The sequence below is a fragment of the Candidatus Sysuiplasma acidicola genome, assembly GCA_019721035.1.
In the GTDB taxonomy this organism is placed as follows: Archaea; Thermoplasmatota; Thermoplasmata; order Sysuiplasmatales; family Sysuiplasmataceae; genus Sysuiplasma; species Sysuiplasma acidicola.
In genome coordinates, this window is sequence record JAHEAA010000019.1 from 1 (window position 1) to 23717 (window position 23717).

Genomic DNA, 23717 nt, shown 5'->3' on the forward strand with positions numbered 1-23717 from the left:
TATTCTCTATGCCCTGTGCTTCCATTCTCAAACACTCCTAATGTTCAAGAGTGAAGGTACAGGGTCTATTGAAATTTACAGCAAAAGGTGTACACGTCCAAAAAGCGGTCAGGGAAAACAAAGATTCGATGATTAATGCTCTGATTGACAAAGTGAGCATGCAGGCAACCGTGGGAGGAGCTCACATAGGTAATGAGGAGTTTATGGATACATTGTCATCATCGATTGGGCAGCAGCAACTTTTTCAATTAGTTAAGTCTCTAAGACGAACTTCCAAGGGACTTCAAATTGAAATTCTCCTTAAAGATTTGATTGAAGATTTGAGTGAAAAGGTGAAGAAAACTCGCATTGAACTCCTGGAGCAGGATTGGTCAAAGGAGGAGAATATACTGCCATTAATTCTGACCAGCGAAATACTGTCTATGGCAGACAAGGTCGCAAGCACGCTTTCATCAGAGCTGTCAGTCTCATCACTTTCGATTGACAGGAGTGTCTTGGATGTGATGTTGTATGCTCCCCTTTTACTGATAGCCAGCCTGATTGCATTTTGGCGCGGGAAATTGGATATTGATGGTCTTGAGAGGAACATTTCACGTGTCGAAGCGTCTCTATTGGGCGTGAGCGATAAACTGGAAGTCGCTTCTGCACAGATGGCAGCTTAGATTTGTTGATCGAAGAGCTGAGTGTATTGTTCTACGTCGACACTTCTTTCCTTCATGCTTTTACGGATGATAGATATCCAAACAGTCACAAAGTCATTTCATTTTACCGAAATAAATTTCCTTCCCAATTCGTTGTCACTTTGACCGTGGTCACTGAATTTTTAACGAGAATACGCAGAGAGCCACGAGCTCTGCAGAGGAGTGTCCTGAATGTTCTGCCTTCGCTTTCGACCAACCTTAATAATGCCGTTCTGGTTCAGGACTTCAATGTGCTCGTGGATCAAACGGAAGCGCGAGTCATGAATGACAATAAGAATCGCTTCTTTCAGAGAGATATATTGCGCGACGCATCCGTAGCGCTCAAGGAGCGAGTTCGAAGACGGGCAGCCGGATCAGCGAGAATTAAGCTCACAGACCTTAAGCGCATTGTGAGTGAAGGCGGTAAGTCTTTGCGCTAAACGGGCCTCGAAACTGTGCTTGCAGGTGAAAAGTGAGCAATCTGCTGAGATTTGGGACTCATTATCGGGTTAATCAGGCACCTATGATGGCCCGATTGCGGCATATCTAAAGCAAACGTTTATCAGTTCTGACACAGGAACTGGTATGGTGCCGGATCCTGGCATAGACCATCATGCGCTCGGCAGAGGGGTCATATAAACTTTCATGCTGAAAACCGCTTAGAGCGTTTCCAGATTCCGGCAAATTCGCCGCCGATTGCAATAATGGAGATAAAAATGCCATCGCCATCGATAACAGGCGCAAGGTTCCCAAACGGAAATGTTAGAACGTGCCCGATCAAAATCCAACCCACGAAGCTCCCGGCAAACGAACCGAATATGATGGCAATGAAAATAGCCTTCAATGATACGGCATTTTTCGCTCGGCTGGCAATTAAATAGAATATTAAGAAAATAATCACTGGCAAAACCGCATTTACAGCCTGAACAACAAAAATGGAATAAGGCGGGTAAGGTGAATGAAACCCTGCTGGAGGTGGAATGGTGAGAAAGAACAGGTAAGCTAAGTAATTCTGGGCAATTCCGGCAAAGAAACAAGTAAAGAAGCGGGAAGACATTATTGCGAAAAATCTTGAATTTGAGTTTATGTTTCGCACAGTCATTCCTCCAATGGCTTCAGCAGCTACCTAATGAAGTAGAATTAGTATTTGAGTTTGGCCCGGAGAAAGCTTTCAGAGACACTTGGAAATACACTGTACTCGACGGAGCCAAGAACTGATTGGAATCGACGATTATTTGCCACGTCCCTTCGCCTTGTATCGAATACTCAACAGCGGTAGAATTGAATTGAGTAACAGTGACGGTTCCCTTCCCAGAACCTGGTACAAAATAATAGGATTGTCCACCATATGTATATCCAACATCTACGATGACTTCTCCACTAATTCCAGATATCGTTATGTTCCCAGAATATTCAATATAATCATACTGGATATATGGTCCTCCCGAAGACTCTATCACAAAGTCTGAGTTCATTGTTCCATTAATGTATGTCTGATCAGAGCCCGATATGCTCCCAGAATCACCACCATATGATACGAACTCATTAAGTGTTTTGTGGCTGCAAGTTCCATAATCTGTATAAGTTGATCCCAGCGCCAATCCCGCTGAAACATTTAACAAAATAAAGGTAGCTATGACACAAAATGCAATTTCACGAAAACCAGTATTTTTTTTTGCGTCGCACATCACTTAGCGTCTATTAAATGCATTTTTCTATATAGATATTGCGAGTGTGCTCGCTTTGGGACAAATTTGTTCCACGATTCCATTTTGAACACATTCTCCGTGGGTAACGTGCTTGCCCGTACGTCTTACAATTTTCGTAAGAAATACCGGTTATAGCACTCGATCAGTTAGTCATAGATATACCCTTCTAAATTGTTTACAAACCGGCAACAATCCTGAAGAACCCCATGGGTTTTCAATTCGCCAGGATTCTTGATATCATGTCATGGCTCACAACTAAACCCATTCCTGCGGTAAAAGCGGCGCCGCATTGCAGATTCAGTCAATATCGCGTCAAGGATCCGAATCTGATCTGACAGGGATATGAGTCATGGGGGCGAGAAATAGAAATCCCAATTGTTCTTTTCTTGACTTTGCAGCGAGTCAACGAGCTGACAAACGCTCGGATGCAACAGCCTTCGCTGCGCACCGGCTGTTAACGGAAAAGTATTCCTTGTACCGGTGACTTCCTCCCTCATTGACTTCCGTAACGACAGGTGTAGAAAACGCCACTGCTGACGACCAGGATCACAAGGGCAACGTTGCTGCAAGGGACTTACTGCTCTACGCGCTGACATTCGTTGCCGGAAGCATGGACGCCATCAGTTTCATCGGACTCGGACAGGTGTTCACTGCAAACATGACAGGCAACACGGTCCTCATGGCCATAGCTGTCGGGAGCGGCAAGTTCCTTGCGGCGAGCAGGTCAGTCGTTGCACTGCTGGGTTTCGCGGCTGGAGCGATGCTCGCGGGAAGAATGGTAGATCCGGGAAGGCACAAGATATTGTGGTCAAAAAGCGTGACAAGAGTGCTTTTTGTCGAGTTTGCAATTGCTGTTGTTTTTGCGCTGGCGTGGTTCTTCAACCACGGCTCTGACAACCAGTTAGATATTCAGGGGCTTATCGTGCTGAGTGCCCTTTCCATGGGTCTTCAGAGCGGCGCTGCAAGACGTCTTTCAGTTTCAGGAGTCTCGACAGTTGTCGTGACAAGCATGCTCACCAGCCTGATGGCTGAGCTGGCTGCACTGGGTGCCGCGAGTCCGAACAGGGTGAGGTGGACAATGGTTTTTGTATCTCTCTTCGCCGGAGCCGCTGCAAGCGGTGTCCTGCTGGTGACAGTGAGAATACTTGCCCCGGTACTGCCGGCAGCAGTACTCTGCCTGATTTGCATTGCGGCGATCAGGAAATTCCACAATAGTCTGCCATGATGCCATGTCCGCAGACAGGCGATCCTTGAATTGAAACGCTTCAGACTGTTTTAGATCATCTGAGGTAACCGGACGCACGGTGTTTCTTTCAGCACGTCACCGTGGAGGCACCGGCCATAGGCCATGCTCTATCAGTTCAATAACATTCCCGTCGGGGTCACGAAAATACATCGAGCGGGAACCGTTATCCCATCTCACTTCCTGTTCGATATCCACTTTGCTGGCAGCAAGATGTGCCTTCCAGGCGTCGTAATCAGGCGGGTCAATTTCAAACGCTATATGTGTCCGGCTTGTTTCATAGATCTGTGGAATCGCACTCTCACCTTCCAGTTCCTTCTCCTTCTTGAGGAATCGCGGATTGAACAGAAGCAGCATATTCCTTCCAGCTACCAGAAAAACGTCTCTGTCTTCCTTCCTGCTGTGAACACGCAGACCGAGTACGCCGGTGTAAAATGACTCGCTAAGCTCAAGATCGTTGACATACAGAGATGTTTCAACGATTTTGAAAACAGGCGGAACCATTGAATCGCAATTGAGCGCAGGATATTAGTATATTATGATTTCTGATGCATCAGAGTTATTACAATCGTCGAAAAAAACATATAAGTTCGGCACGATCCGCAATCCAATGCTGGACAGAGATGCCAACTCGGCAAAAACGTTCACCTTTTTTGCGATCATGCTGCAGTTACTGTTTTTCCTGATAGATCTCGTTGTAGTAACGCCATCCCTTTCGCTTTTGACTATACCGTCTGGCTCTCCAGCGACGCCTCCGCCTGGCCTCGGCTCTTTCAGCATTCTCTTTGCAAGCTTTTTCTTTTTCGGATTCGTGTGGGTACTGCTTGACTACCTGCTGATTTACAAAAACCTGGAAGATGAGAGAATCAAAGAGGCTAAAACGCCTGCCCTGATTCTCGGCATTCTTCAGATTCCCCTGGGCGGCATAATAGTCGGCATACTCCTTCTCGCCGCTTATACCAGGATAAAATGTTCCCTTGCCAGCAGCAGTCAGAGCGGTGTAGCAATGCAACAGAACCAGCAGAACCCGTGGCAGTGAAAGTGTTTCGCCCTGGTGCCTCTACTGTCCTGCTTTAGGTTGAACAGTCCGAGACCAGAAAGTCAGGGGCGGCGGATCAGGCGATCTCTGCTGTCGTGTTCCAGTAATTCCGGGGCCCTGTCTTCATATGGGCCATACCCTCCACCGCCTGCTGTTTTTATCGTCACGACATCGCCCGAAGCGAGATCAATCGAACATTTTGTAGGTATCCTTTTCACCTGCCCGTCATGTTCCACATAGACCTCCGTTCTGCTTCCTTCCCCTCCACCCTTGAGACCCGGGGGCGAATGCCACTCCCTTTCGGCCATTACTGTGAAGCGTGTATCATCACTCCTTACTCTGTAGGAACGTTCGATGCCTGCCCCTCCTCTCCATTTCCCGGGACCGCCGCTGCCTTCTCTGAACTGATACCGCACGATAGACAGCGGATAGTAAAGCTCCACAAGCTCAGCGGGTGTGTTGAGTGTGTTGGTCATGTTGCAGTGTATGCCGTCTGCGCCATCCATGCCACTGGAGGCGCCCATGCCAACCGCATTTGTCTCGTAGAATGACCATGTTCTGCCACGGCAGATGCCTCCGATCATGATGTTGTTCATCGACCCGCCGCAGGCAGCCGGTATCCTGTCCGGGACAAGGCCGTAGAATGCTCTCAGCAGAAGATCGGCGTTCCTCATGGTGGTCTCCGTGTTTCCGGCAGAGACCGGGTAGGGGAAAGTGGGGTTCAGCAGTGTGCCTTGCGGCACGTTGACAGTTATCGGCCTGAAGCATCCGTCATTCATCATTATATCCGGATCTGTGATGCACTTCAGAACGTAGTAAACGGCCGAGAGAGTGACACCGTATACTGCGTTGATCGGGGCCCTGACCTGCTTTGAGGTGCCAGTGTAGTCGATTGCAATTGTGTCATTGTGCCTTGTTACGCTCACACGCATAGGGATGTCATCCATGCCTGGCATTTCCATACAATCCGCTGCCTCTCCCGCCGCACCAGGGAAAGAGCTGATCGCAAGACGCGTCATCCTTTCGGAATAGTCGAGCGCTGATTCTGACGCCGATTCGAACGATCGAATGCCGTATTCAGACACCATGGACATGATCCTTTTCTCACCGAGAATGTTTGCCGCAATCTGGGCACGCGCGTCGCCCTTTCTCTGGTAAGGATCCCTCGAATTGGAGGACAGCAGACTCAGCACATCACCGTTTATCCTCCCCATGTTTACGAGTTTTACCGGGTCAATTATCATGCCTTCCTGGAACAGGTCGGTTGCGTCCGGAGGAATGCTGCCCGGGACCTTGCCGCCGACATCGCTGTGATGCGCCTTGTTTGCGGCGTAGGCGACTATCCTGCCTTTGCTGAAAACCGGGCTGATCAGCGTAATATCGTTGAGGTGTGTTCCGGAGAGATACGGGTTATTCACCATGACCATGTCTCCACTGAAAAGCTCCATGCCCTCTCTTTCCACGTATTCAAGCGTCTTCTTCAGTCCCCACGGCAGCGAGCCGAGATGGACAGGTATGTGTTCTGCCTGTGCCAGAAGCCGTCCATGGGGATCCATTATTGCACAGGAATGGTCCATCCTGTCCTTGATGTTCGGCGAATAGGCCGAATTCCGCAGTGCTGTGCCCATCTCCTCGCTGCAGAAGGTGAGTGAACTCCTGATAATCTCGGAAACAATCGGATTCTCTCTCATTTCCGTCGCCTCATTATCAGGTTGCCGTAGCCGTCGACCCCGACCTTCCAGTTTCCCGGTATCAGTGTTGTTGAATCATACTGCTCTATGACAGCCGGCCCGGAGATTGAGTTGCCGCTCCTCAGTTCTTCTCTCGAATATATTACTGATAGCCTCTCTCTGTCCGCATACAGCACATTTCTTTCGCCGACACGTGCCCTGGGGCTTACAGCTGCGCTCCCCATCCCTGTCTTGTTTCTGCGCACTTTGGGTAAAACGATAACGGACGTCAGGTTCAGCGAAACAATATTTACTGGATCTGCAGGCGAGGCGTAGCCGTAAACCTGCCTGTGTTTCCTGCTGAAATATGATAAGAGTGTGGAGATGTCCAATGCCCTTCCTGAAGGCTTGCGGGCGGGCTTGAATCGCACGGGAATGGTAAGCTCCCAGCCCTGGTTAGAGTATTGAACACTGGCAGTTCTGTGAAAGAGAACCCTGCTTCCCTTCCACCCCTCTGCTTCTGCCTCCTCCACCGCCTTCTTCTCGAGCTCGCCGTAAAAAGCGGCAAGGTCCCGACCATTCATTTCATCTGCCAATTTCATTACGGCCTTCTTGTACTCCCTCTTCAGATCCGCCGTAATCAGTCCGTAGGCAGAGAACAGGCCGGGGGATGGCGGTATGATAACAGACTCCACGCCGAGCGATTGTGCAACCTCGGCAGCGTGGAGAGGGCCTGCGCCACCGAACGCTATCAGTTCAAAACGCCTTGGATCATGTCCCCTCTCGACGCTGACTATACGCATGATCTTTGACATCTGATTGTTCGCTATCGCAATGATGCCCAGCGCCGCGTTCCCGACATCGAGCGAAAGTGCGCTGGCAATTTTTCTTTTCACAGCCTTCTCCGCCCCTGATCTGCTGATGGGCATTGTGCCTGAAAGCAGGCTTTTCTGATTGAGCCTGCCTGCGACTACATTTGCGTCGGTGACAGTCGGCTCTGTTCCTCCCTTCCCGTAGCAGACTGGTCCGGGAAACGAGCCCGCGCTTGTCGGGCCCACACGGAGGACGCCACCTGCATCAATCCATGCAATCGAACCGCCGCCCGAGCTTGTTTCGGCGAGGTCTATGAAAGGGAAACGGACGGGATAACCGCTGCCCCGGATGGAGCGGCCGCTGTGTGTTTTACCTGCCGCCTCAAACTCCTGTGAATATTCTACCTGTCCATTATGGATCATGCCGGCCTTGGCCGTTGTTCCACCCATGTCGAACGTCAGTAGGTTCCTCTTCGAGAGAAGGTCGCTCATGTGCAGTGCAGAAACGACTCCGCTAGCAGGGCCCGATTCAATGATTGATACAGGCACGTCGATGGCACCCTTTACCGATGTTGCGCCGCCGTCCGACTGCATTATGTAAACAGGAACAGGGCCGAATTCGTCCTTCACAAGTGAACGGAGTCTGCTGAGGTATGTAGAAACAATCGGGCAGAGGAGGGCGTTAACGGCCGCGGTGCTAGTGCGCTCATACTCCTTTGGAAGAGGGTCTATGTCCGAAGCGCATATGACAGGTATATCGAGCTCGCCTGAAAGGATAGAGCACGCCGTATGTTCATTCTCCTGGTTCAGATAGGCGTTTATGAAGGAGATGCAGACCGCCTGCACCTTTTCATCCCTCATTCTGCCTGCCAGGGCATCGATTTCTCTTCTGTCGACAGGCATCTCCACTTTCCCGCTGCCATCTGTCCTTTCATTCACTGTGAAACGGAGATGCCGTGGCACAACAGGCGGCGGTCTTTCAACCCTCAGGTTGTAAAGCTCCGATCTCTTCTGCCTGCCAATTTCCAGAACATCCCTGAATCCCTCCGTTGTTATCAGCGCAATCTTCGGCCAGCCGGTCCTGGTGAGAAGTGCATTTGTTGCAACGGTGGTGGAATGAAACAGAACGCTGAGTTTCCTGCCGTCAGCCCTCATCTGAGTAAGGCCGCTCATCACGCCCTCCTCAGGTTTCACAGAACTGGGCAGTTTGATGAATGAGAAATCATGAGACTCTTCATCATAGGCGACGATGTCTGTGAAAGTCCCGCCTATGTCGATGCCTATCAGACAACCGGCCACAAAATAGAATATTCTGTCTCATTATTAAACAGTCGGGGAAACGCGTGAGTGCGACAAAAGTGCTGTGTAACACAGTCCTTCAGTTTGGCGACAGGCTTCTCCTGACAGTATAATTTTCCTCAGGAAGCAGCCTGCAGGCTAATCGCGCATCACAGTGTCAGGCAGGCAACAAATCAACTGAACAGTCGATGTTGCGCTCTGAAATCGGTGCACAACTGCTATATCGGCCGAGCAATTAGCGGTCTGCATGCCGCGATCCCCTGTTGTTCTGTTCGGTTTCGAACCATTCCTGCAGTTCAGGGAAAACCCATCTGAGAAGATTGTCCGGGCGCTGAATGGAACCTCAATTGGAGGAAGGAAGATCATCGGCAGGATACTTCCGGTCGATTATGGCTCCATTGAAAAAAGGATCATGTCTGAAATCGACAGGAGCAGACCGGCAGCAGTTATTGGCACCGGCCTCGCTGCAGGCAGGTCCAATCTCAGCATCGAGAAGGTGGCAATCAATTACAAATTCTCAGAGGAACCTGACAACAGGGGAAAGTCTGCGAACGGCGGTCCAATTGACAGAAATGCTCCAGACGGCATATTCTCCAATATGCATCCTGAGGAAGCAGCCGGGCGACTGAACCGGCTTGGCATACCGGCATCCGTCAGCCTCTCTGCAGGCGCATATCTGTGCAACTTCGCGATGTTCATTATGGCAAGGGAGGCGTCAAGACGGGGATTTGTCAGCGGTTTCGTTCATCTGCCCTGCGACGAGGAGATGGCTTCCAAGACCTCATACAGGAGATTCCCTTTCATGAGTCTCGATGCAATGAAGAGCGGGGTAGAATCTGTAATAGAACATGCTCTGGCAATACGGACGTAATCATACCGACCGGAGTCCATGTTTGGCAAGGGAATTGCGGACATCAATAAATCACCGGCGCCGGTTCAACAATTCGTTAACACACACAGGTACACGCGTGCAGATGGCGCCATCATTAGAAGCAGCTACGTGGCAGGAACAGGACTGTCTTCAGTTTTAGCCGCAGTATTCATTTTTTCCATTATTTCGATGAGCCTGGTTATATCGCCGTCGTTCAGCACTTCGAACTTTGATTTAACCATCCTGATATAATGCCTGTTGGCCCTCCTGAACAGTTCCCTGCCTTCCTTCGTGGTTGTGACAAATATCAGGCGCCTGTCCCCTTCCATTCTCGTCCGGGCAAGGAGCTGCCTCTCCTCGAGCCTGTCGGTAAGCAAAGTGACGCCCGCCTTTGTTATTATCAGCTCGTCAGCAATGTTCGCCATGGTCATCGGTCCCTTGAGTTCCAGGAGGGAGAGTATCTTGAATTCAACATAGGAAATGCCAAAATGCTGAAGGCCATGATCAAATTCCCTCTTCATGACTCTTCCAACGTCAATCAGTCTGGTCCATGCTTCCTGCAATTCCCTGTCTCCCGCCATACGCTACTTCGAACCTCCACTTTGAATCCCCGATCGATCCACATCCACGTTCTCAGTGTATTCTTCATCTGCATTATGAATATTCCCGGATCTCAAATTCCTGTTTCTGACCTCTGCGGGTTTTTCCGGCAATGGCTGCGCGGTCAGAAATGCGCCGCGGGCTTCAGGCACTTCCTTGCTTTCCTCAAGGTCATAGATGTAAATCTTTCCCCTGAAAAGCGAAACAACAGCCGCAGTCACGGAGAGCATTGCGCTGATGAGAAATGCCAAATGGAGCGCGCTCATGAATGGCACAGCGATTACGGAAGGGAACCAGTGTTTGCCTGTGAGCAGGGCGTATGTCTGAGGCGAAAGCGTAGAAGCCAGCCCAGGGTATGCACTGAATATTGACAGCACCGGGTTGATGCCGAGGAATGCGGAAAATAGTGCACCCGTCGGCGGGAGGGAACTTATTGATGCGGCGAGCTGCGGTGGAACGCCGCTGGAATTCAGGGCGGAGGACAGCGCAGCCGGGAGCGAAGAGGAGAGCGAGTCGATTATGATTATGAAGAATAATGCGAGACTCAGTGTCTGCCCCGAGTTCTGAAGGGTCGCCCTCATGCCGGAGGCCGCACCTCTCTGTTCTGGCGGGACAGAATTCATGATGGAAGCGGTGTTTGGTGCGGCAAACATACCCATTCCCATGCCCTGCGCCAGCAGAAGTATTGCAAACTGCCAGTACTGAAAGTTATAAGGCAGGTAAAGGAAAAGAATGAATGAAACAGCGGCGATCATCATGCCTGCCGTTGCAAGTATTCTCGCGCCGTGCCGGTCCGACAGCCAGCCGCTAAGGGGTCCCATGATGATGAAACCGGCCATCATGGGCGTCATGTAGATGCCGGCCCAGAACGGTGTAGAGGTGTAGCTGTAACCATGCAGCGGAAGCCAAATGCCCTGAAGCAGTATTATGAGCATAATCATCATGCCGCCCCTGGCTATTGCACCAAGCATGCCGGCAAAATTTGCAGCTGCGAATATCCTTCGCCTGAAAAGTCTGAGGTTGAACATCGGCTGCTCCACTTTCAGTTCGACAAAAGGGAAGATTATGAGGAGGATAATGCCGGCTGCGATGCTCGAGATCACCCATGGACTCGACCATCCCATGCTGAGCTTCCCGTACGGCAGGAGGCCATAAGTCACACCAATCAGAAGAAGCGTGAGTCCACCGGCGAAGGTGGCATTGCCGGCTATGTCAATTTTGCTCTTTCTCTCCGGTGTACTCAGCTCCTTCAGTTTGTAATAAGACCAGAGCGTACCGAAGAGGCCGAATGGAACGCTGACAAGGAAGACATAGCGCCAGTTGAACGTTGAAAGAACGCCACCGAGTATCAAGCCGACGAGTGAGCCGGCAAGAGCGGATATCTGATTAACGCCGAGCGCCTTTCCTCTTTCAGTGTGAGGGAAAGCGTCGGTCAGTATCGCGGCGCTGTTGGAAAACAGAAATGCGGCGCCGATGCCCTGAACGATCCTGAAAAATATCATGTAATCTGCTGCGGCATCCCCTCTTCCCGGCGTCAGGTACAGTGCTATCGATGCAACCGTGAAGACGGCAAAGCCCAGATTGTAGAGCCTTACGCGGCCGAAAATATCCGAAAGCCTCCCGAAGCTGACAAGAAGTGTCGCCGTCACTATGTTGAAACCGAACAGTAACCAGAGGAGGTACTGGAATGATGATAACGGGTTTATGCCGATACCTCTGAAAATTGCAGGCAGGGATATCAGTATGATGGTGCTGTTTATCATCGCCATCATTACGCCGAGTGTTGTGTTGGAAAGCGCAACCCATTTGTATTCGACCATAATTAGTTAAACACTTGACTGTCATGCCATATAAATAGTTGAGCATAACCTGCCGCATGCGGTAATAAGGAAATGACAGGAGCTGTAAGGCGCGCTTAAGCCTGGAAGATGTTCGAACATCGGCCGATGCCCCCTGTTCAGCTTCCAATAGCAAAAAATCCACTGCAATTACCTGGAAAACGGCCTCATGCCCATGGCTGCCGATGCATCAGCGGGATGTATATTCGGTTCTAAAGCGACAGTGGTTTGCCGTGCCCCGATAGGATAAGCGACGGCTGCATCGACATTATCTTTTCAACCGACTTTCTGGCTGCATCCATATCGAGCGTAAACATCTTCGACAGTTCCGGTTTTCCGCCTCTTATCACTATAGCATCTCCGACAAACACGATTCCCCTTTCCCTGAGCATAAACGAAACACTGCCTTTCGTGTGGCCGGGCGTTTCAATCACTGTTATCTCACTCAGCCTGAGATCTCTCAAGTCATTGACAGAGGATATGGCATCTGTATGCGCAAGGGCAGCCACCATTTTTGACAGAAGACTGCGGGCAGGAATGACTTTCTCTGTTCCAAGCAGGACACCTCTGTCTTTTTCATGAACATAAACTCCCGGATGAAACTTGTCTACAACGCTTTTCAATCCTCCTATATGATCGGGATGGTAATGTGTCACAAGGACAGTATCCGGTTTCAATTTCCTCTGCGAAAAATATGAAATTATCTTCTTTGCTGAAATTTTTGTTCCTGCATCGATGAGTATTTCGTTTCCGCCTGCACTCACATGATATGCGTTTGCCATTGTGTCATCAATCAGCTCAACGCCTTCTGCCACTTTCAGCCTTTCACCATGCATCAATAGCATGACTTTACTATTTGGGAGTGCGCCCCAAAATTACTGCTCCCTCATCGCGGCCATGGCATAGCGTACGTTAAGATTGAGCACGAGCAGGCATGCTACGTAAATGCAACCTCATGTCACCGTCGCGTCACCCGCTTCGATTTCCGGCAAACTTTGCATCTTTCCGAAAAGATCTCCGGCGCCGAAACAGCATTGACTGCCAGGAAACGCGGGTGTTTGCATCCTTCACCGCTCCGGCAATATTCCAATGTTCAAGTCAGGTTGGCAGGCTGCAGAGTCTGGGAAAGTTAAAGTTGGAGATGCTGTTAGGAGCTGGTATAAAACCACAGGAAGGAATGCAAAATAAATCTAAAGAGGGCACTGTCTGTATTCTCACCGCTCGTCTTTGCCCTGAAGTACCTGAAAAGTGAGAAGAAATTCATCTTTCTGGTCTGCGCGGTGGGCGGCCTCACCTCCACGTTCACGCTCCTCATCTCCATCTTCATCGGAGATGCGGTAAACAAGGTCATCAGTTCAGGACTGGCTGGCGTGGAATTCTATGTCCTGCTGATAATACTGGTTTCAGTATTTGCCTCTCTTTCCCAGTTTGTCGTCAGTTATGGTGCACAGTACCTTTCACAGCGGTTTGCCTTCGAGCTCCGTGAGGACGTATTCCGCCACATGGTCAGCAAGAAGTTCAAGTTCTTCGAGAGCGAGACCTCCGGAAACCTTCTGTCAAGATGCACAATGGATATCGAGGCAACAAGGAATTTCGTACTCAACCTGCTTTCTCAGCTGATACCCACTATTCTGCTCATAGTCATAGCCTTCTACTTTCTTCTGACGCTGAATGCCTTCTACGCACTCTTCTTCCTGGTGGCAGTTCCACTGCTGATTTACCTGGGCATGGAGTTTCAGAGGAAACAGAGGGTACACTGGAAGAAAATACGCGATGAATACGGCGTGATGAATGAGAGGCTCCAGGAGAACATTACCGGCCAGCGGGTGGTTCGCAGTTTTCTGGGCGAGGACAGGGAGATTGACAGGTTCAGGGATACAACAGACACGTACTTTCAGGAATATCTTTACGTTGCGAAGCTGAGGGGCGTATATAACAATCTTATGCCGCTGCTGATAAGCGTGGCCGCCACCGCAGTAATTCTGTATGGCGGCTACAGTGATATCATAGCCATTGCTTCCGTCGGCTCGCTCGTTGCAGCCGTGAACATATTCAACACTATGATCTCTCCGGTCAGCATCATGGGAAGGCTAATAGTCTGGTCCGAGAACGCCAGGGCAGCAATAGACCGGATAAACGACATAACGACCGGGACAGAGGAGGAAGCATTCGATGCTGCCATAGTGACGGAGGCCGAGCCGCCGGTTGCAGTCAGCACAATAAACTTCTCACGCGGAACAAGGGTGATTCTCAACAATCTCAGCTTTGAAATCGGGAGGGGGGAATTCGTCGCAATCACCGGAGGGACGGGAAGCGGAAAGAGCACGCTGATAAGCATGCTTCCGAGATTCTATGATGCCGATTCCGGGAACATCTCATTCAACGGCAGGAGATATGATGGCTTCTCCCTGCCTGAGATCCGGGGGAGCATCGGAGTCGTGCCCCAGGAGGTCAGCATACTATCCGGTACATTGAGGGAGAATATTGCATTCGGAAACGGAGAATACAGCGATGAGGAAATAGAAGATGCAGCAAGGATAGCTCATATTGCGGACTTCATAGACTCGCTTCCGGACAGATACGAAACAATGGTAGGGGAAAGAGGTATCACGCTGTCTGGCGGGCAGAAGCAGAGAATGGCGATCGCCAGGGCCGTGCTGCCCAGACCAGAACTGCTCATATTCGATGACGCTACGTCAAGCGTTGATGCCGAGACCGAACTTGGAATATTCCGTTCCATACGGGAAAAGCTCAGGGGGACTTCTGTCATAATCATATCACTCCGTGAAACCGGGCTTCTGTTTGCAGACCGCGTGCTGAAAGTGGAGGACGGGAAGCTGACAGAGGTTTCCGACGTCAGGAAGGAGCTGTTGACGATTACTGCCGATCCAGAAAAGAAGGAGGGGAGCTCGAATGCCTAAGACCTATGAGGAGGTGGAGGACGAGATCATCAGGGGCGGGAAGGGTTTCGCCTCATTCAAGAGGATGCTACGCGACATGCTGAACCAAGGAAGGACTTTCCGGCTGCTTGTCCTGTCGATCCTGGTTACGGCCGTAACTTCAACCATAGCATATTATGCGATTGGTCTTGTTGCCGATCAGATAAAAGCCAGGAACATCGACATGCTGATTGTTTACGCCATGGTCTTCCTCAGCATGTATGTGATTCAGTTTTTCTCCAACAGGCTCAGGACCACAACTTCGACTTTCCTGTCACAGAACACCATCAAGAATCTCAGAGACGGGGCCTTTGCCTCGCTTCAGAAGGTGCCCGTCTCGTTCTTCAGCAAGGTCAAGACCGGTTATCTGATCAGCAGAATCAGCAATGACGGTGAATCGCTCAGTGAGTTCCTGACGTTCCAGCTCCCTGCCGTGCTGTCGGGTGTGGCAACACTGATCATTTCTGCCTGTTTCATGCTCTATCTGGCACCGACACTCGCTCTCTATTCGTTCATCGTCATACCTATCCTCGCAGTATTCACATTCTCCATCCAGCCGCGTGTGAGGAAGAACTACCTGAGGACAAGAAGGGCGATTGCACGCATTACCGGAAACCTGGCGGAAGACATCGGAGCGATAAGGGCGATAAAGAGTTTCAACATTGAGGACAAGGTCTCCGGGAAATTCAGAGACCTCAACACTGAAAACTATGAGGCAAACATGAAGGCCGGCAGGCTTTCCTCGTCCTACAGTGCCGTCATAAGGGTCATAGAAGCGCTCGGCATAAGCATAGTCCTGTTTGAAGGCGGCCTGGAAACGCTGCACGGTGTCATATCCCTGGGCATACTGGTTTCATTCGTTTTTTACGTCCAGGGATTCTTCAATCCGGTGGTGCAGCTGTCACAGACATACAACGCATATCAATCCGCTATGGTTGGTCTTACGAGGATATATGGCATCATTGACGCCGAAAAAGAACCTCAACCTGATAATCAGGTCCGGATAGATTCGTTCAAAGACAGTATAGCACTCAAGGATGTCACGTTCTCCTACGGAGAGGGCAACGCACTTAACAGAGTGAACCTGAATATCAGGAAGGGGGAAAAGATAGGGATCGTGGGGCACACGGGTGCAGGCAAGACTACCATTTCAAATCTTATACTGAAGTTCTACCATCCGACGGATGGCGTCATACAGATCGACGGGAAGAATCTCGAGGAGGTGCAGACGGCTTCCTACCGCAGGCTCATTGCCTCCGTGCTGCAGGATCCGTTCATGTTCAGAGGCACCGTTCTTGAGAACATACGCTTCTCAAGTCCCGATGCAACCAGGGAGCAGATTCTCGAATGCATAGAGCGATTCGGTCTTGGTGCCATTTTCAGGAGGATGCCTGATGGAATCGATACGGAGATCGGAGAAATGGGCAGGAATCTTTCCGAGGGACAGAGACAGGCCATATCGATACTCAGGGCTTTCATACGCGATCCGGAGATCCTCGTTCTGGATGAACCGACTTCACAGATTGATCCGCAGTCCGAACGGGCAATAATAAGCGCTCTGGAAAGATTCCTCAAAGACAGGACGCTTATACTGATTACCCACAGATTCTCTCTCATCCGTCTCGTCGACAGTGTCGTCGTACTGGATCATGGCAGCGTCGTGGAGGAGGGTGACGTGCCGACACTGCTGGAAGGCAGCGGCAAGTTCTCACAGCTCTATGAATACCAGAGGCAGGACTACGAACTGATGTGAGCACTGGCAGAGGAGCCGAAGTGTGTATCCTGCGTAAGCACCGGATATCCTGCGCCGCTTTACAGCGCTGGCAATTGTGCCAGTAAGTGAGGAGTGTTTGCGCAGCCTCTGATGAATTCCAAAGAGCGTGAAGGTGTTTCGGATCGAGCGCAACGTCAGGAATGGAAGAGGTTCTCAGCCGGCAATGTCAAGCACGTTCACTTTGCAAGACGTCTTCCAGCCTTCCCTGCACAATTCAGGCGTTCCTGTATGTCTGTCGAACCGCCAGCCAGCCGGCACATCGGCTTCCCCGTTCAGCTATGCCGGTAAAACCGGTCTGGAAATTGTGTCAGCGTACTCTGAATTTTTCCATTTTTTCCCAGTCGAATAATACGCCATGCCCGGGATCTCCTGGCGGAAAAGCAATTCCCCCGCTGATGGAAAACTGCTTCTTCAGCAGGCCGGAATCCCTGAGATTCGATCCTGGAAGATGTTCCAGGAAAAGGGCACTATCGCTTGCGCAGAGGGTGTGTATGGCAATTTCTTCGCAAAAGTGAGGTGCAACCTGTATATTCATTGATGCGGCAAGGCCCGCGAGCCTCATCCATTCTGTTACACCTCCGGCCCTGATGACGTCTATCTGCGACACATCGGCACATTTTTTCTTCAGAAATTCCTCCATTTCATATCTGTTGTAAAGACTCTCTCCGCCCGCAATCATTAAATCAAGCCGGTCGCTGAGAAACGCATAACCGTCCAGCAGGTCGGATTCAATGGGTTCCTCCAGCCAGTAGACACCCATCTTCTGCAGTTCCTTCCCGTGCGACAGTGCTTCCTTCAGCGTCCACTTTCTGTTCGCATCCACCATTAGAAGAGCGTCTGGTCCGATGACAGATCTCACCGCTTCAAGGCGCTTCAGATCCTCCCTGAAATCCTCTCTTCCCACCTTCACCTTAAACGAACCGTACCCCTCCTTTCTGTAGTTGTCTATATCGCGGCACAGTTCCTCAGTCGTCATATTGAGGTCAATGGCACTCCTGTACGTTCTGATGCTTGCTTCCTCCCCGCCGCCGAGGAACCGGAATAGCGGCAGTCCTCTTTCCCTGGATAGCGCATCGTAGAACGAGATATCAAGCGCCGCATATGCCAGCCTTCCCAAACCTTCCAGTCCAAAAGCATAGGTGTAGTCCCACACCTTCTTCCTCAGCATCTTAGGAGATGTGATTTCATCCCGTATTACGGCCGGGGCAAGATAATCGTTAATCAGATGGAGTATGGCGGTTCCGCCCGATCCCTGCGTATACGTCCATCCGACACCCTCGATACCGTTGTCGAAAACAATTCTTGTTGTAATGTACTCATATTCCCTGAAAACATGAGTCGCATTCTGCTGAACGTTACGACTCGGTATCCTGTAGAGGGACGCAGAAATGTCTTTTGCATGCATAATTATACAATCTGGCGAAGATAAATACCATTTACGAATAAGGCGGCTCATCGATGGTAGTGGGCGCCTGTGCAGGTGAAAACGATCAGGTGCTGTTCCCGCGTCATTGGCTCCGGGCCACGTGCGAACGCATGGCCGTCCGTTGAGAGACGACTTCAATATGCTTAGGAACGCCTTCGATGCGCGCACCTGTTCTGTCGGCACTCGATATGTACCGCCTTTCCATGCTGCCGAAAGTGTGATGAGAATGCGTGGAGTGGAATGTGTCGATTCCATGCCACATCTGCCGGAAAGATTCACGCCCGGCTCTGAGCGTGCCGCCACTGAGTTCATAGGCCAACCGTCTCCAATCGGTTTTGACGGCAAACGCACAGGCCCTAGGGCGGGCGCGCAACAGAAAAACGGCATTACAATCTGAAGAACGTTTTCGATATTGTCTCGTTCATAAGCGCTTCGTCTCTTCTGCCAAGGAAACTGATGTTGCCCATTTCCATCAGCACTACCCTGTCGGCGAGTTCAGAAAAACCCGCATTCTGTTCGGCGAGCAGGATTGTCCTGCCTGAAGCTTTTATGAGCTTTATGGACTCAATAATTTTTTTCACGAAAGCAGGCGAAAGTCCAAGAGACGGTTCATCCAGGAGCAGGAATTGTGAATCTGATGCGACGACCATGGCGAAGGAGAGAAATTTTCTCTGGCCGCCAGAAAGGGATGCCGCCTTCTTTCTTTCGAATGGTTTGAGATCGCCGAAAATATCGAATGCCTCCCTTATCCTGTTCCGTGCATCGGCCGGCCTCATCCTGTGGGACGCAACCTCCAGATTTTCCCTTACGGTCAGCGTGGGTATGATGCTCTGTTCTCCTATGAAAATAAGTCCTCTGGACGTTCTTGTATGTGGGGGAAGATCGGTTATGTCTTCGCCATTCAGCATTATCTTCCCTGACATGGGTCTTATGAGCCCTATTATTGTTTTGAGAAGAGTCGTTTTTCCCGCGCCATTGAGCGAAAGAAGAAGAAGTGTTTCTTTGTCCTCCACTGTAAGATTGATGCCGTGGATAATTTCAAGATCGCCGTAGCCTGCCCTTAATTCCTTTATTTCAAGCGTAATTTTCACCCAGATATACATTCAGGACCTCGGGATTTTTCACCACGCTCGCATAGTCTCCCTGCGCTATGATTCTTCCATCGCTGAAGGCTGTTACAATCCCTCCAAGTTTACTGACGAGGCTCATTATGTGTCCGATGTATATTACCGACACACCCCTGTCATTAATCTTCCTCACAAGATCTGCCACATTATCCAGCTCCGATTTTGAAAGGCCTGCTCCAAGCTCATCGATGAAAAGGTAGCGAGGGCTGCCTGCAAGGGCACGTGCGAGGTCGAGCAGCTTCATCTGAGAGCTTGTGAGTTCCCGTGCACGTTTGTATTTTTTATCGTAAAGGCCGACGAGTTCCAGCATCTGGTCAGACAATTCCATTGACTCTTTTTTCCCCATGCCTGAGCCGAAATAAGCGCCAACAAGCACGTTCTCAAAAACGGTGAGATCTGCGAATGGTTTCGGTATCTGAAACGTACGGTTTACGCCCAGCCTCGCTCTCTTGTAAGGCTGTTTTCCTGAAATCTCACTGCTGTCGAGTGTGATGGAGCCCTTATCTGCAGTGTATACTCCTGTCATGATGTTGACAAAGGTGGTCTTTCCCGCGCCGTTGGGGCCGATGATGACATGCTTTTCCTTCTCTCCGAACTGCATGCTCACATCGTCCAGGACCTTCATTTCACCGAATGATTTGCAAACATTGGACGCAACCAGCATGTTATATCACCTCTACTCCCGACCGTTTCCTGATTATGTCTATCAGGCCGTTCGGGATGAACAGAACGGTGAGCACAATGAGAATTCCAAAGGCTGCCTGAAAGTACAGCGGATAGCTGAGGCCTATGAAGTAATAGAGGGAAAACAGAATTACCGTGCCCAGGACAGGTCCTGTGATTGTGCCCCGTCCACCCACTATTACGAAAACCAGTGCAAAGAGCGTGAAGGTTATGTCGAACACCGCCTGAGGATAGAAGAAAGAAATGTACCAGCCATAGAGGGAGCCCGCTACACCCGCGAAAGCTGCAGTTATCCACCAGGCAATATTGCGGTCAAGAGAGACGTTGACGCCGGATGCAGAAGCGCTGAGCACATCATTCTTAATGGCCTGAAGGGAGAGGCCGAGCTTGCTTCGCTTGATCCGGTAGCTGACGAGTAACGCGAGCACGAGCACAGCAACGGCAATGTAATACGTCTCGTCAGGCGAGTAAACCTGCGGAAGCGATAAACCAAGCGGGCCTCCAGTATAGTGCGCGACGGCAGGTGTGGAATTGGACATGAAATAGTATACGGCTTCAAAGGCCCCGAGCGTTCCAATGGAGAAAAAAACGCCACGCAGCCGGAAGAGCGGAAGGAACACAAGACTCAGCAGAACCGACAGGCCCGGACCAATGAGCAGAGAAATGGGAATGCCGTAGCCGAACTTCACCCCCATGCCGAAACCGTATGCGCCCATGGCAAAAAAGACCGCAAAACCGAACGGCAGGTATCCGGTATAGCCATAAATTATATTCAGCGAGGATGCTAATATCAGATATATCACGAGTGTCATGAAAAACGCCTGATTGACATAAACCAGCGGCCCTGCAATCGCCAGCGCTACAATGAAAACAATCGTTCCGAGCAGCATCAGGAATTTTTGATCAAGCTTCACGGAGAGATCTCCCGAAAATTCCCTGCGGTCTTATTACCATGACGACAACAAGGAAAGTGAACACTATGACAAAGCTCCAGGACGCGGCATAGACATCACTTATGCTTATGATCACGCCGTAGAGAAGGCCTCCCAGTATGGCACCCAGCGGGTTTCCGAGAGCGCCTATTATGATTATTGTGAATGCAATGATGGTTATCAGTGCTCCCTCGTAAGGGACAATGGCGCCGAAAACCCAGGGGGACATGATGCCCGCGATACCTGTTATGGCAACACTGATGGAAAATGCCAGCAGCGCAATCCGCTTGCTGTTGATTCCAAGGGACTCGGTTATGTCTTCGCTGTACATAACGGCCCTCGTGATCTTTCCAATCCTTGTGACATACAGGTAAAAGAACGTGAGGGCAGAAATGGCGACGGAAATGATGGCGATTACTATGAAGTTAGTGGATGTTGAAAAACCGAAAATGTCTACATGTTTTGAATTCAGTGTGATCAGCGGCAGTGATCTGGGCGTAGTGCCGTAGGCAATTGAAATAATTGCCTCTATACTCATTGAAATGCCGAAGAATGCAATCAGCGAATTGATTTCCCTGTCATCAGATCTGTTGACCCGGGGAATCAGAACGGTGTAAAGGGCATATCCTCCGACAAAGAATGCGGGGGCAACGATGAGGAACGACATCCAGAGCGGGACATGGTACAACCGCAGCAGGAAAAATGCAAGCAGTCCGCCGAGCATTATGAAATCGCCATGTGCGAGGTTTACTATTTTCATCGTTCCAAAAACAATGTTTAGCCCGAGAGCCATAAATCCGTAAAATGAGCCCAATAATAATCCTATTACAATGGCAAATAGGAGTAAGGAGATCACGTTGACCGATCCTGTTCATGATACTTTAATCTTTGTCGGATTTTATTTTCCGCTTTCCAACATCTGGATTTATCGGTCGAAATAATTTCATTATGCCTGATATAAATTGCTCTCGAGCTCTAAACAACAGTGCGCTATTTTGACGAATTTCATGCGTTGAAGGACAGGCTGGTCACAGCGGAAGCGTTGAAAGTAAAAGTGAAAATGGTTTGGGTTGAAAATCATCATGGTGCAGGATAAATCGCAGTTCCGGTTGCCATTGAAGCAGGATAAACGAGCCTTACGCTGAATGTTCCTCCGGTGCCTGGAATAATCTGCGCTATTGGCGGTGTTTCACCAATCTGTGCGCCGGTCGTGGTATTGATTGTGAATGTGCCCATCAGCGTATCCAGTTTTCCTGAGAAAGTGTTCATCGCAGCCCTAAGACTGGGCGTGGTCATGCTCGTGGATGTTTCGAGTGCCTTTTGAAGTATCAGTCCTGCATTGTATCCCGCAAGGCTCAGGAAGTTGACCGGGATCGACGGATAGGTGCTGTTCCACTCGGTCTCGAAAGCGGACTGAGTGAGACCATAATTTACGTTCTGGTAAGCGAATTCAGGCGGGAAGCTGAATGTGTAGGTATAGCTCATGTTTGCCCCTACCGAACTCACAAAGTCCGAAAACAGCTGGCCCGGGAATACTGTAAATGTATAGTTAAAGTGATAGCCACCTGATGCAATCCCGTTCAGGAAAGGTATGTCGTTGGTCGGAAATCCATACTCGACGACGGCCTGTGGATGGGTTGCCTCAATGGCAGCAAGTTGCGAAGAAAACGATGTTGTACTTGTAGGGTAACCCTGATCATATACAGGGGTAACGCCGTGTGCGGTCAGAACAGAGACCAGGGCAGTGGCAAGGGGTTGAGTGAAATCGTTTTCGGCATAGAGTACGGCCACCTTTGTTATATTCATTGAGAGCAGGTCGTATGGTGCGTTGTACATATATGAAGGCGTGAACGGTATCGATGTCAGAACGACATACGGGTTCGGGCTCGATGCATTGAAGAAATTGGCAGATGAACCGGTAACATCTATTAGCAACACCTTGTGCGCAAGTGCAACCGAAACCGCCGGAGCTGTCAGAACTGAGCCGAAATCGGCGACTAGCACATTGACATGGTCTGATGTTATGAGCTGGTCGTAATAAGTTGTGGCCTGCGAAGCACTGCTGGCATCATCGTAGCTGTATATCTTTATCGGCAGTTTCTTTCCATATTGCGGTACCAGAATGCCGCCGTTTTTATTGACGAGGTGGGCCCAGAGCGAAAAGCCGTCAAACTCAGAAATAGAAGAGGTTGCAAAACTGCCTGTGCTTGCGTAAAGTATTCCTACCTTGATATCTGAAGGCACGGCTGATGTTTTTGCCGATGGCCTGGTAATTTCGTAGCCTACAACGGCTCCGATGATAATGATGATGATCACAACGGCGACTATGGCAACAAGGGAATTACTTCTCTTTTTGCCGCCGGTCGTAGGCACAGACTTATCTCCTGAAACTCCCCCTGCAGTCATATTTCGAAAAACGAATTCATGCCTAATAAACGTATCGATTTACCGAGGAGGGGGAGGTTCTGAGTGAGTTGAAACCATACCATTGCTTTTCCAACAGATTTCTGTTCATTTTGAGTCTTGGGAGTCGCTTCTTATCTTTTCGGAGTACTCAGAGAAATGCCACTTCTTGGTAACCGTTCTCTGCGATAGTGGGACATCAGTCCCACCCTATCACTTTACTCAGTAGCACTGGCGTTGCGTCGATAAGTGGGCAGATTTTGACAGATGAAACCCTTCCGCAGCACATTCAATGTTCACGCATTTGAAACATGGGAGATATTTGCACCATTGTGTCACTTCTGATCAATCTTACTCCGCACAACCAGGTAAGAATTGCAGTGCCACCCCCCTGCGAGGATATTCCGGGTAGCGCCGGAGCTCCACTCTATCCCCGGTCAGTACAGAAAGCTGAAGAGTCACTTGTTTGCTATGGAACTAGTCGGCATTGCGCATGCAAACAACTCCCTCGAGGGTGCTTTCAGAAAGGTTATTCGCAATGACAGGCGCAGATCGGGCAACATGGCGCAAGGCCGTAATCTTTTGCGAAAGGGCGAACTGCCGCTGCCCTTCCAGATTCGGACTATGATGTATATGTCCGGGCTGTATTCTTCGGCAGTGACATCCTCTCA

At 50.1% G+C, this 23717-nt stretch carries 20 protein-coding genes; 6 read left to right on the plus strand and 14 right to left on the minus strand.

Going from position 1 to position 23717, the window contains the following annotated elements:
• Nucleotides 1-68 precede the first annotated feature (68 nt).
• Nucleotides 69-662, plus strand: coding sequence for a hypothetical protein (locus tag KIS30_08365; protein ID MBX8646752.1), 594 nt, complete (start codon nt 69-71; stop codon nt 660-662).
• Between the two features lie 661 nt (nt 663-1323).
• Here KIS30_08365 and KIS30_08370 read toward each other — a convergent pair.
• On the minus strand, nt 1324-1737 hold the full coding sequence (locus tag KIS30_08370; protein ID MBX8646753.1) for a hypothetical protein: 414 nt from the start codon (nt 1735-1737) through the stop codon (nt 1324-1326).
• Nucleotides 1738-1795: 58 nt separating this feature from the next.
• On the minus strand, nt 1796-2368 hold the full coding sequence (locus KIS30_08375) for a hypothetical protein (GenBank protein MBX8646754.1): 573 nt from the start codon (nt 2366-2368) through the stop codon (nt 1796-1798).
• 517 nt (nt 2369-2885) lie between these two features.
• On the opposite strand from KIS30_08375, the gene KIS30_08380 reads away from it, so the two are divergent.
• The gene (locus KIS30_08380) at nt 2886-3614 is read left to right on the plus strand and encodes a DUF1275 family protein (GenBank protein ID MBX8646755.1); all 729 of its coding nucleotides are present in this window, start codon (nt 2886-2888) and stop codon (nt 3612-3614) included.
• 96 nt (nt 3615-3710) lie between these two features.
• On the opposite strand, the gene KIS30_08385 is transcribed toward KIS30_08380, so the two are convergent.
• A complete protein-coding gene (locus KIS30_08385) occupies nt 3711-4136 on the minus strand; it encodes a VOC family protein (GenBank protein ID MBX8646756.1) in 426 nt (141 codons plus the stop codon).
• Between the two features lie 106 nt (nt 4137-4242).
• On the opposite strand from KIS30_08385, the gene KIS30_08390 reads away from it, so the two are divergent.
• Nucleotides 4243-4671 (plus strand): hypothetical protein, encoded by a 429-nt coding sequence (locus KIS30_08390; protein MBX8646757.1) that lies wholly within the window; start codon nt 4243-4245, stop codon nt 4669-4671.
• A 62-nt stretch (nt 4672-4733) separates the two neighbouring features.
• Here KIS30_08390 and KIS30_08395 read toward each other — a convergent pair whose 3' ends face one another.
• Nucleotides 4734-6362 carry a hydantoinase B/oxoprolinase family protein gene (locus tag KIS30_08395; GenBank protein ID MBX8646758.1) on the minus strand — a complete coding sequence of 543 codons (1629 nt, stop codon included), beginning with the start codon at nt 6360-6362 and terminating at the stop codon, nt 4734-4736.
• Nucleotides 6359-8452: a hydantoinase/oxoprolinase family protein gene (locus KIS30_08400; protein MBX8646759.1), complete on the minus strand. Its 2094-nt coding sequence runs from the start codon at nt 8450-8452 to the stop codon at nt 6359-6361. Before KIS30_08400 ends, KIS30_08395 begins: the two co-directional genes overlap by 4 nt.
• A gap of 247 nt (nt 8453-8699) precedes the next feature.
• Between KIS30_08400 and KIS30_08405 the strand changes: the two genes are divergently transcribed.
• Nucleotides 8700-9323 (plus strand): pyrrolidone-carboxylate peptidase, encoded by a 624-nt coding sequence (locus tag KIS30_08405; protein ID MBX8646760.1) that lies wholly within the window; start codon nt 8700-8702, stop codon nt 9321-9323.
• A gap of 125 nt (nt 9324-9448) precedes the next feature.
• On the opposite strand, the gene KIS30_08410 is transcribed toward KIS30_08405, so the two are convergent.
• From KIS30_08410 to KIS30_08420, 3 genes are all read right to left on the minus strand, one after another.
• Nucleotides 9449-9904 (minus strand): MarR family transcriptional regulator, encoded by a 456-nt coding sequence (locus KIS30_08410; GenBank protein MBX8646761.1) that lies wholly within the window; start codon nt 9902-9904, stop codon nt 9449-9451.
• Nucleotides 9905-9907: 3 nt separating this feature from the next.
• The gene (locus tag KIS30_08415; GenBank protein MBX8646762.1) at nt 9908-11743 is read right to left on the minus strand and encodes an MFS transporter; all 1836 of its coding nucleotides are present in this window, start codon (nt 11741-11743) and stop codon (nt 9908-9910) included.
• 230 nt (nt 11744-11973) lie between these two features.
• The gene (locus KIS30_08420) at nt 11974-12576 is read right to left on the minus strand and encodes an MBL fold metallo-hydrolase (GenBank protein MBX8646763.1); all 603 of its coding nucleotides are present in this window, start codon (nt 12574-12576) and stop codon (nt 11974-11976) included.
• A gap of 465 nt (nt 12577-13041) precedes the next feature.
• On the opposite strand from KIS30_08420, the gene KIS30_08425 reads away from it, so the two are divergent.
• Both KIS30_08425 and KIS30_08430 read left to right on the plus strand, forming a co-directional pair.
• Nucleotides 13042-14682, plus strand: a complete 1641-nt coding sequence (locus KIS30_08425; GenBank protein ID MBX8646764.1) for an ABC transporter ATP-binding protein/permease — start codon at nt 13042-13044, stop codon at nt 14680-14682.
• Nucleotides 14675-16453 (plus strand): ABC transporter ATP-binding protein/permease, encoded by a 1779-nt coding sequence (locus KIS30_08430; protein MBX8646765.1) that lies wholly within the window; start codon nt 14675-14677, stop codon nt 16451-16453. The genes KIS30_08425 and KIS30_08430 overlap by 8 nt, the downstream gene beginning before the upstream one ends.
• Before the next feature lie 328 nt (nt 16454-16781).
• Here the strand turns inward: KIS30_08430 and KIS30_08435 are convergent, their stop codons facing one another.
• The 6 genes from KIS30_08435 to KIS30_08460 form a co-directional block, all read right to left on the minus strand.
• Nucleotides 16782-17879 carry a mandelate racemase/muconate lactonizing enzyme family protein gene (locus tag KIS30_08435; GenBank protein ID MBX8646766.1) on the minus strand — a complete coding sequence of 366 codons (1098 nt, stop codon included), beginning with the start codon at nt 17877-17879 and terminating at the stop codon, nt 16782-16784.
• A 407-nt stretch (nt 17880-18286) separates the two neighbouring features.
• On the minus strand, nt 18287-18991 hold the full coding sequence (locus KIS30_08440; protein MBX8646767.1) for an ATP-binding cassette domain-containing protein: 705 nt from the start codon (nt 18989-18991) through the stop codon (nt 18287-18289).
• Nucleotides 18975-19652, minus strand: coding sequence for an ATP-binding cassette domain-containing protein (locus KIS30_08445; GenBank protein ID MBX8646768.1), 678 nt, complete (start codon nt 19650-19652; stop codon nt 18975-18977). Before KIS30_08445 ends, KIS30_08440 begins: the two co-directional genes overlap by 17 nt.
• A gap of 40 nt (nt 19653-19692) precedes the next feature.
• Complete coding sequence (locus tag KIS30_08450; GenBank protein MBX8646769.1) at nt 19693-20625, minus strand: branched-chain amino acid ABC transporter permease; 933 nt, start codon at nt 20623-20625, stop codon at nt 19693-19695.
• Entirely contained in the window at nt 20615-21436 is an 822-nt protein-coding gene (locus tag KIS30_08455) for a branched-chain amino acid ABC transporter permease (protein ID MBX8646770.1), read from the minus strand. The genes KIS30_08450 and KIS30_08455 overlap by 11 nt, the downstream gene beginning before the upstream one ends.
• Nucleotides 21437-21723: 287 nt before the next feature.
• On the minus strand, nt 21724-23049 hold the full coding sequence (locus KIS30_08460; protein ID MBX8646771.1) for an ABC transporter substrate-binding protein: 1326 nt from the start codon (nt 23047-23049) through the stop codon (nt 21724-21726).
• Nucleotides 23050-23717 lie beyond the last annotated feature (668 nt).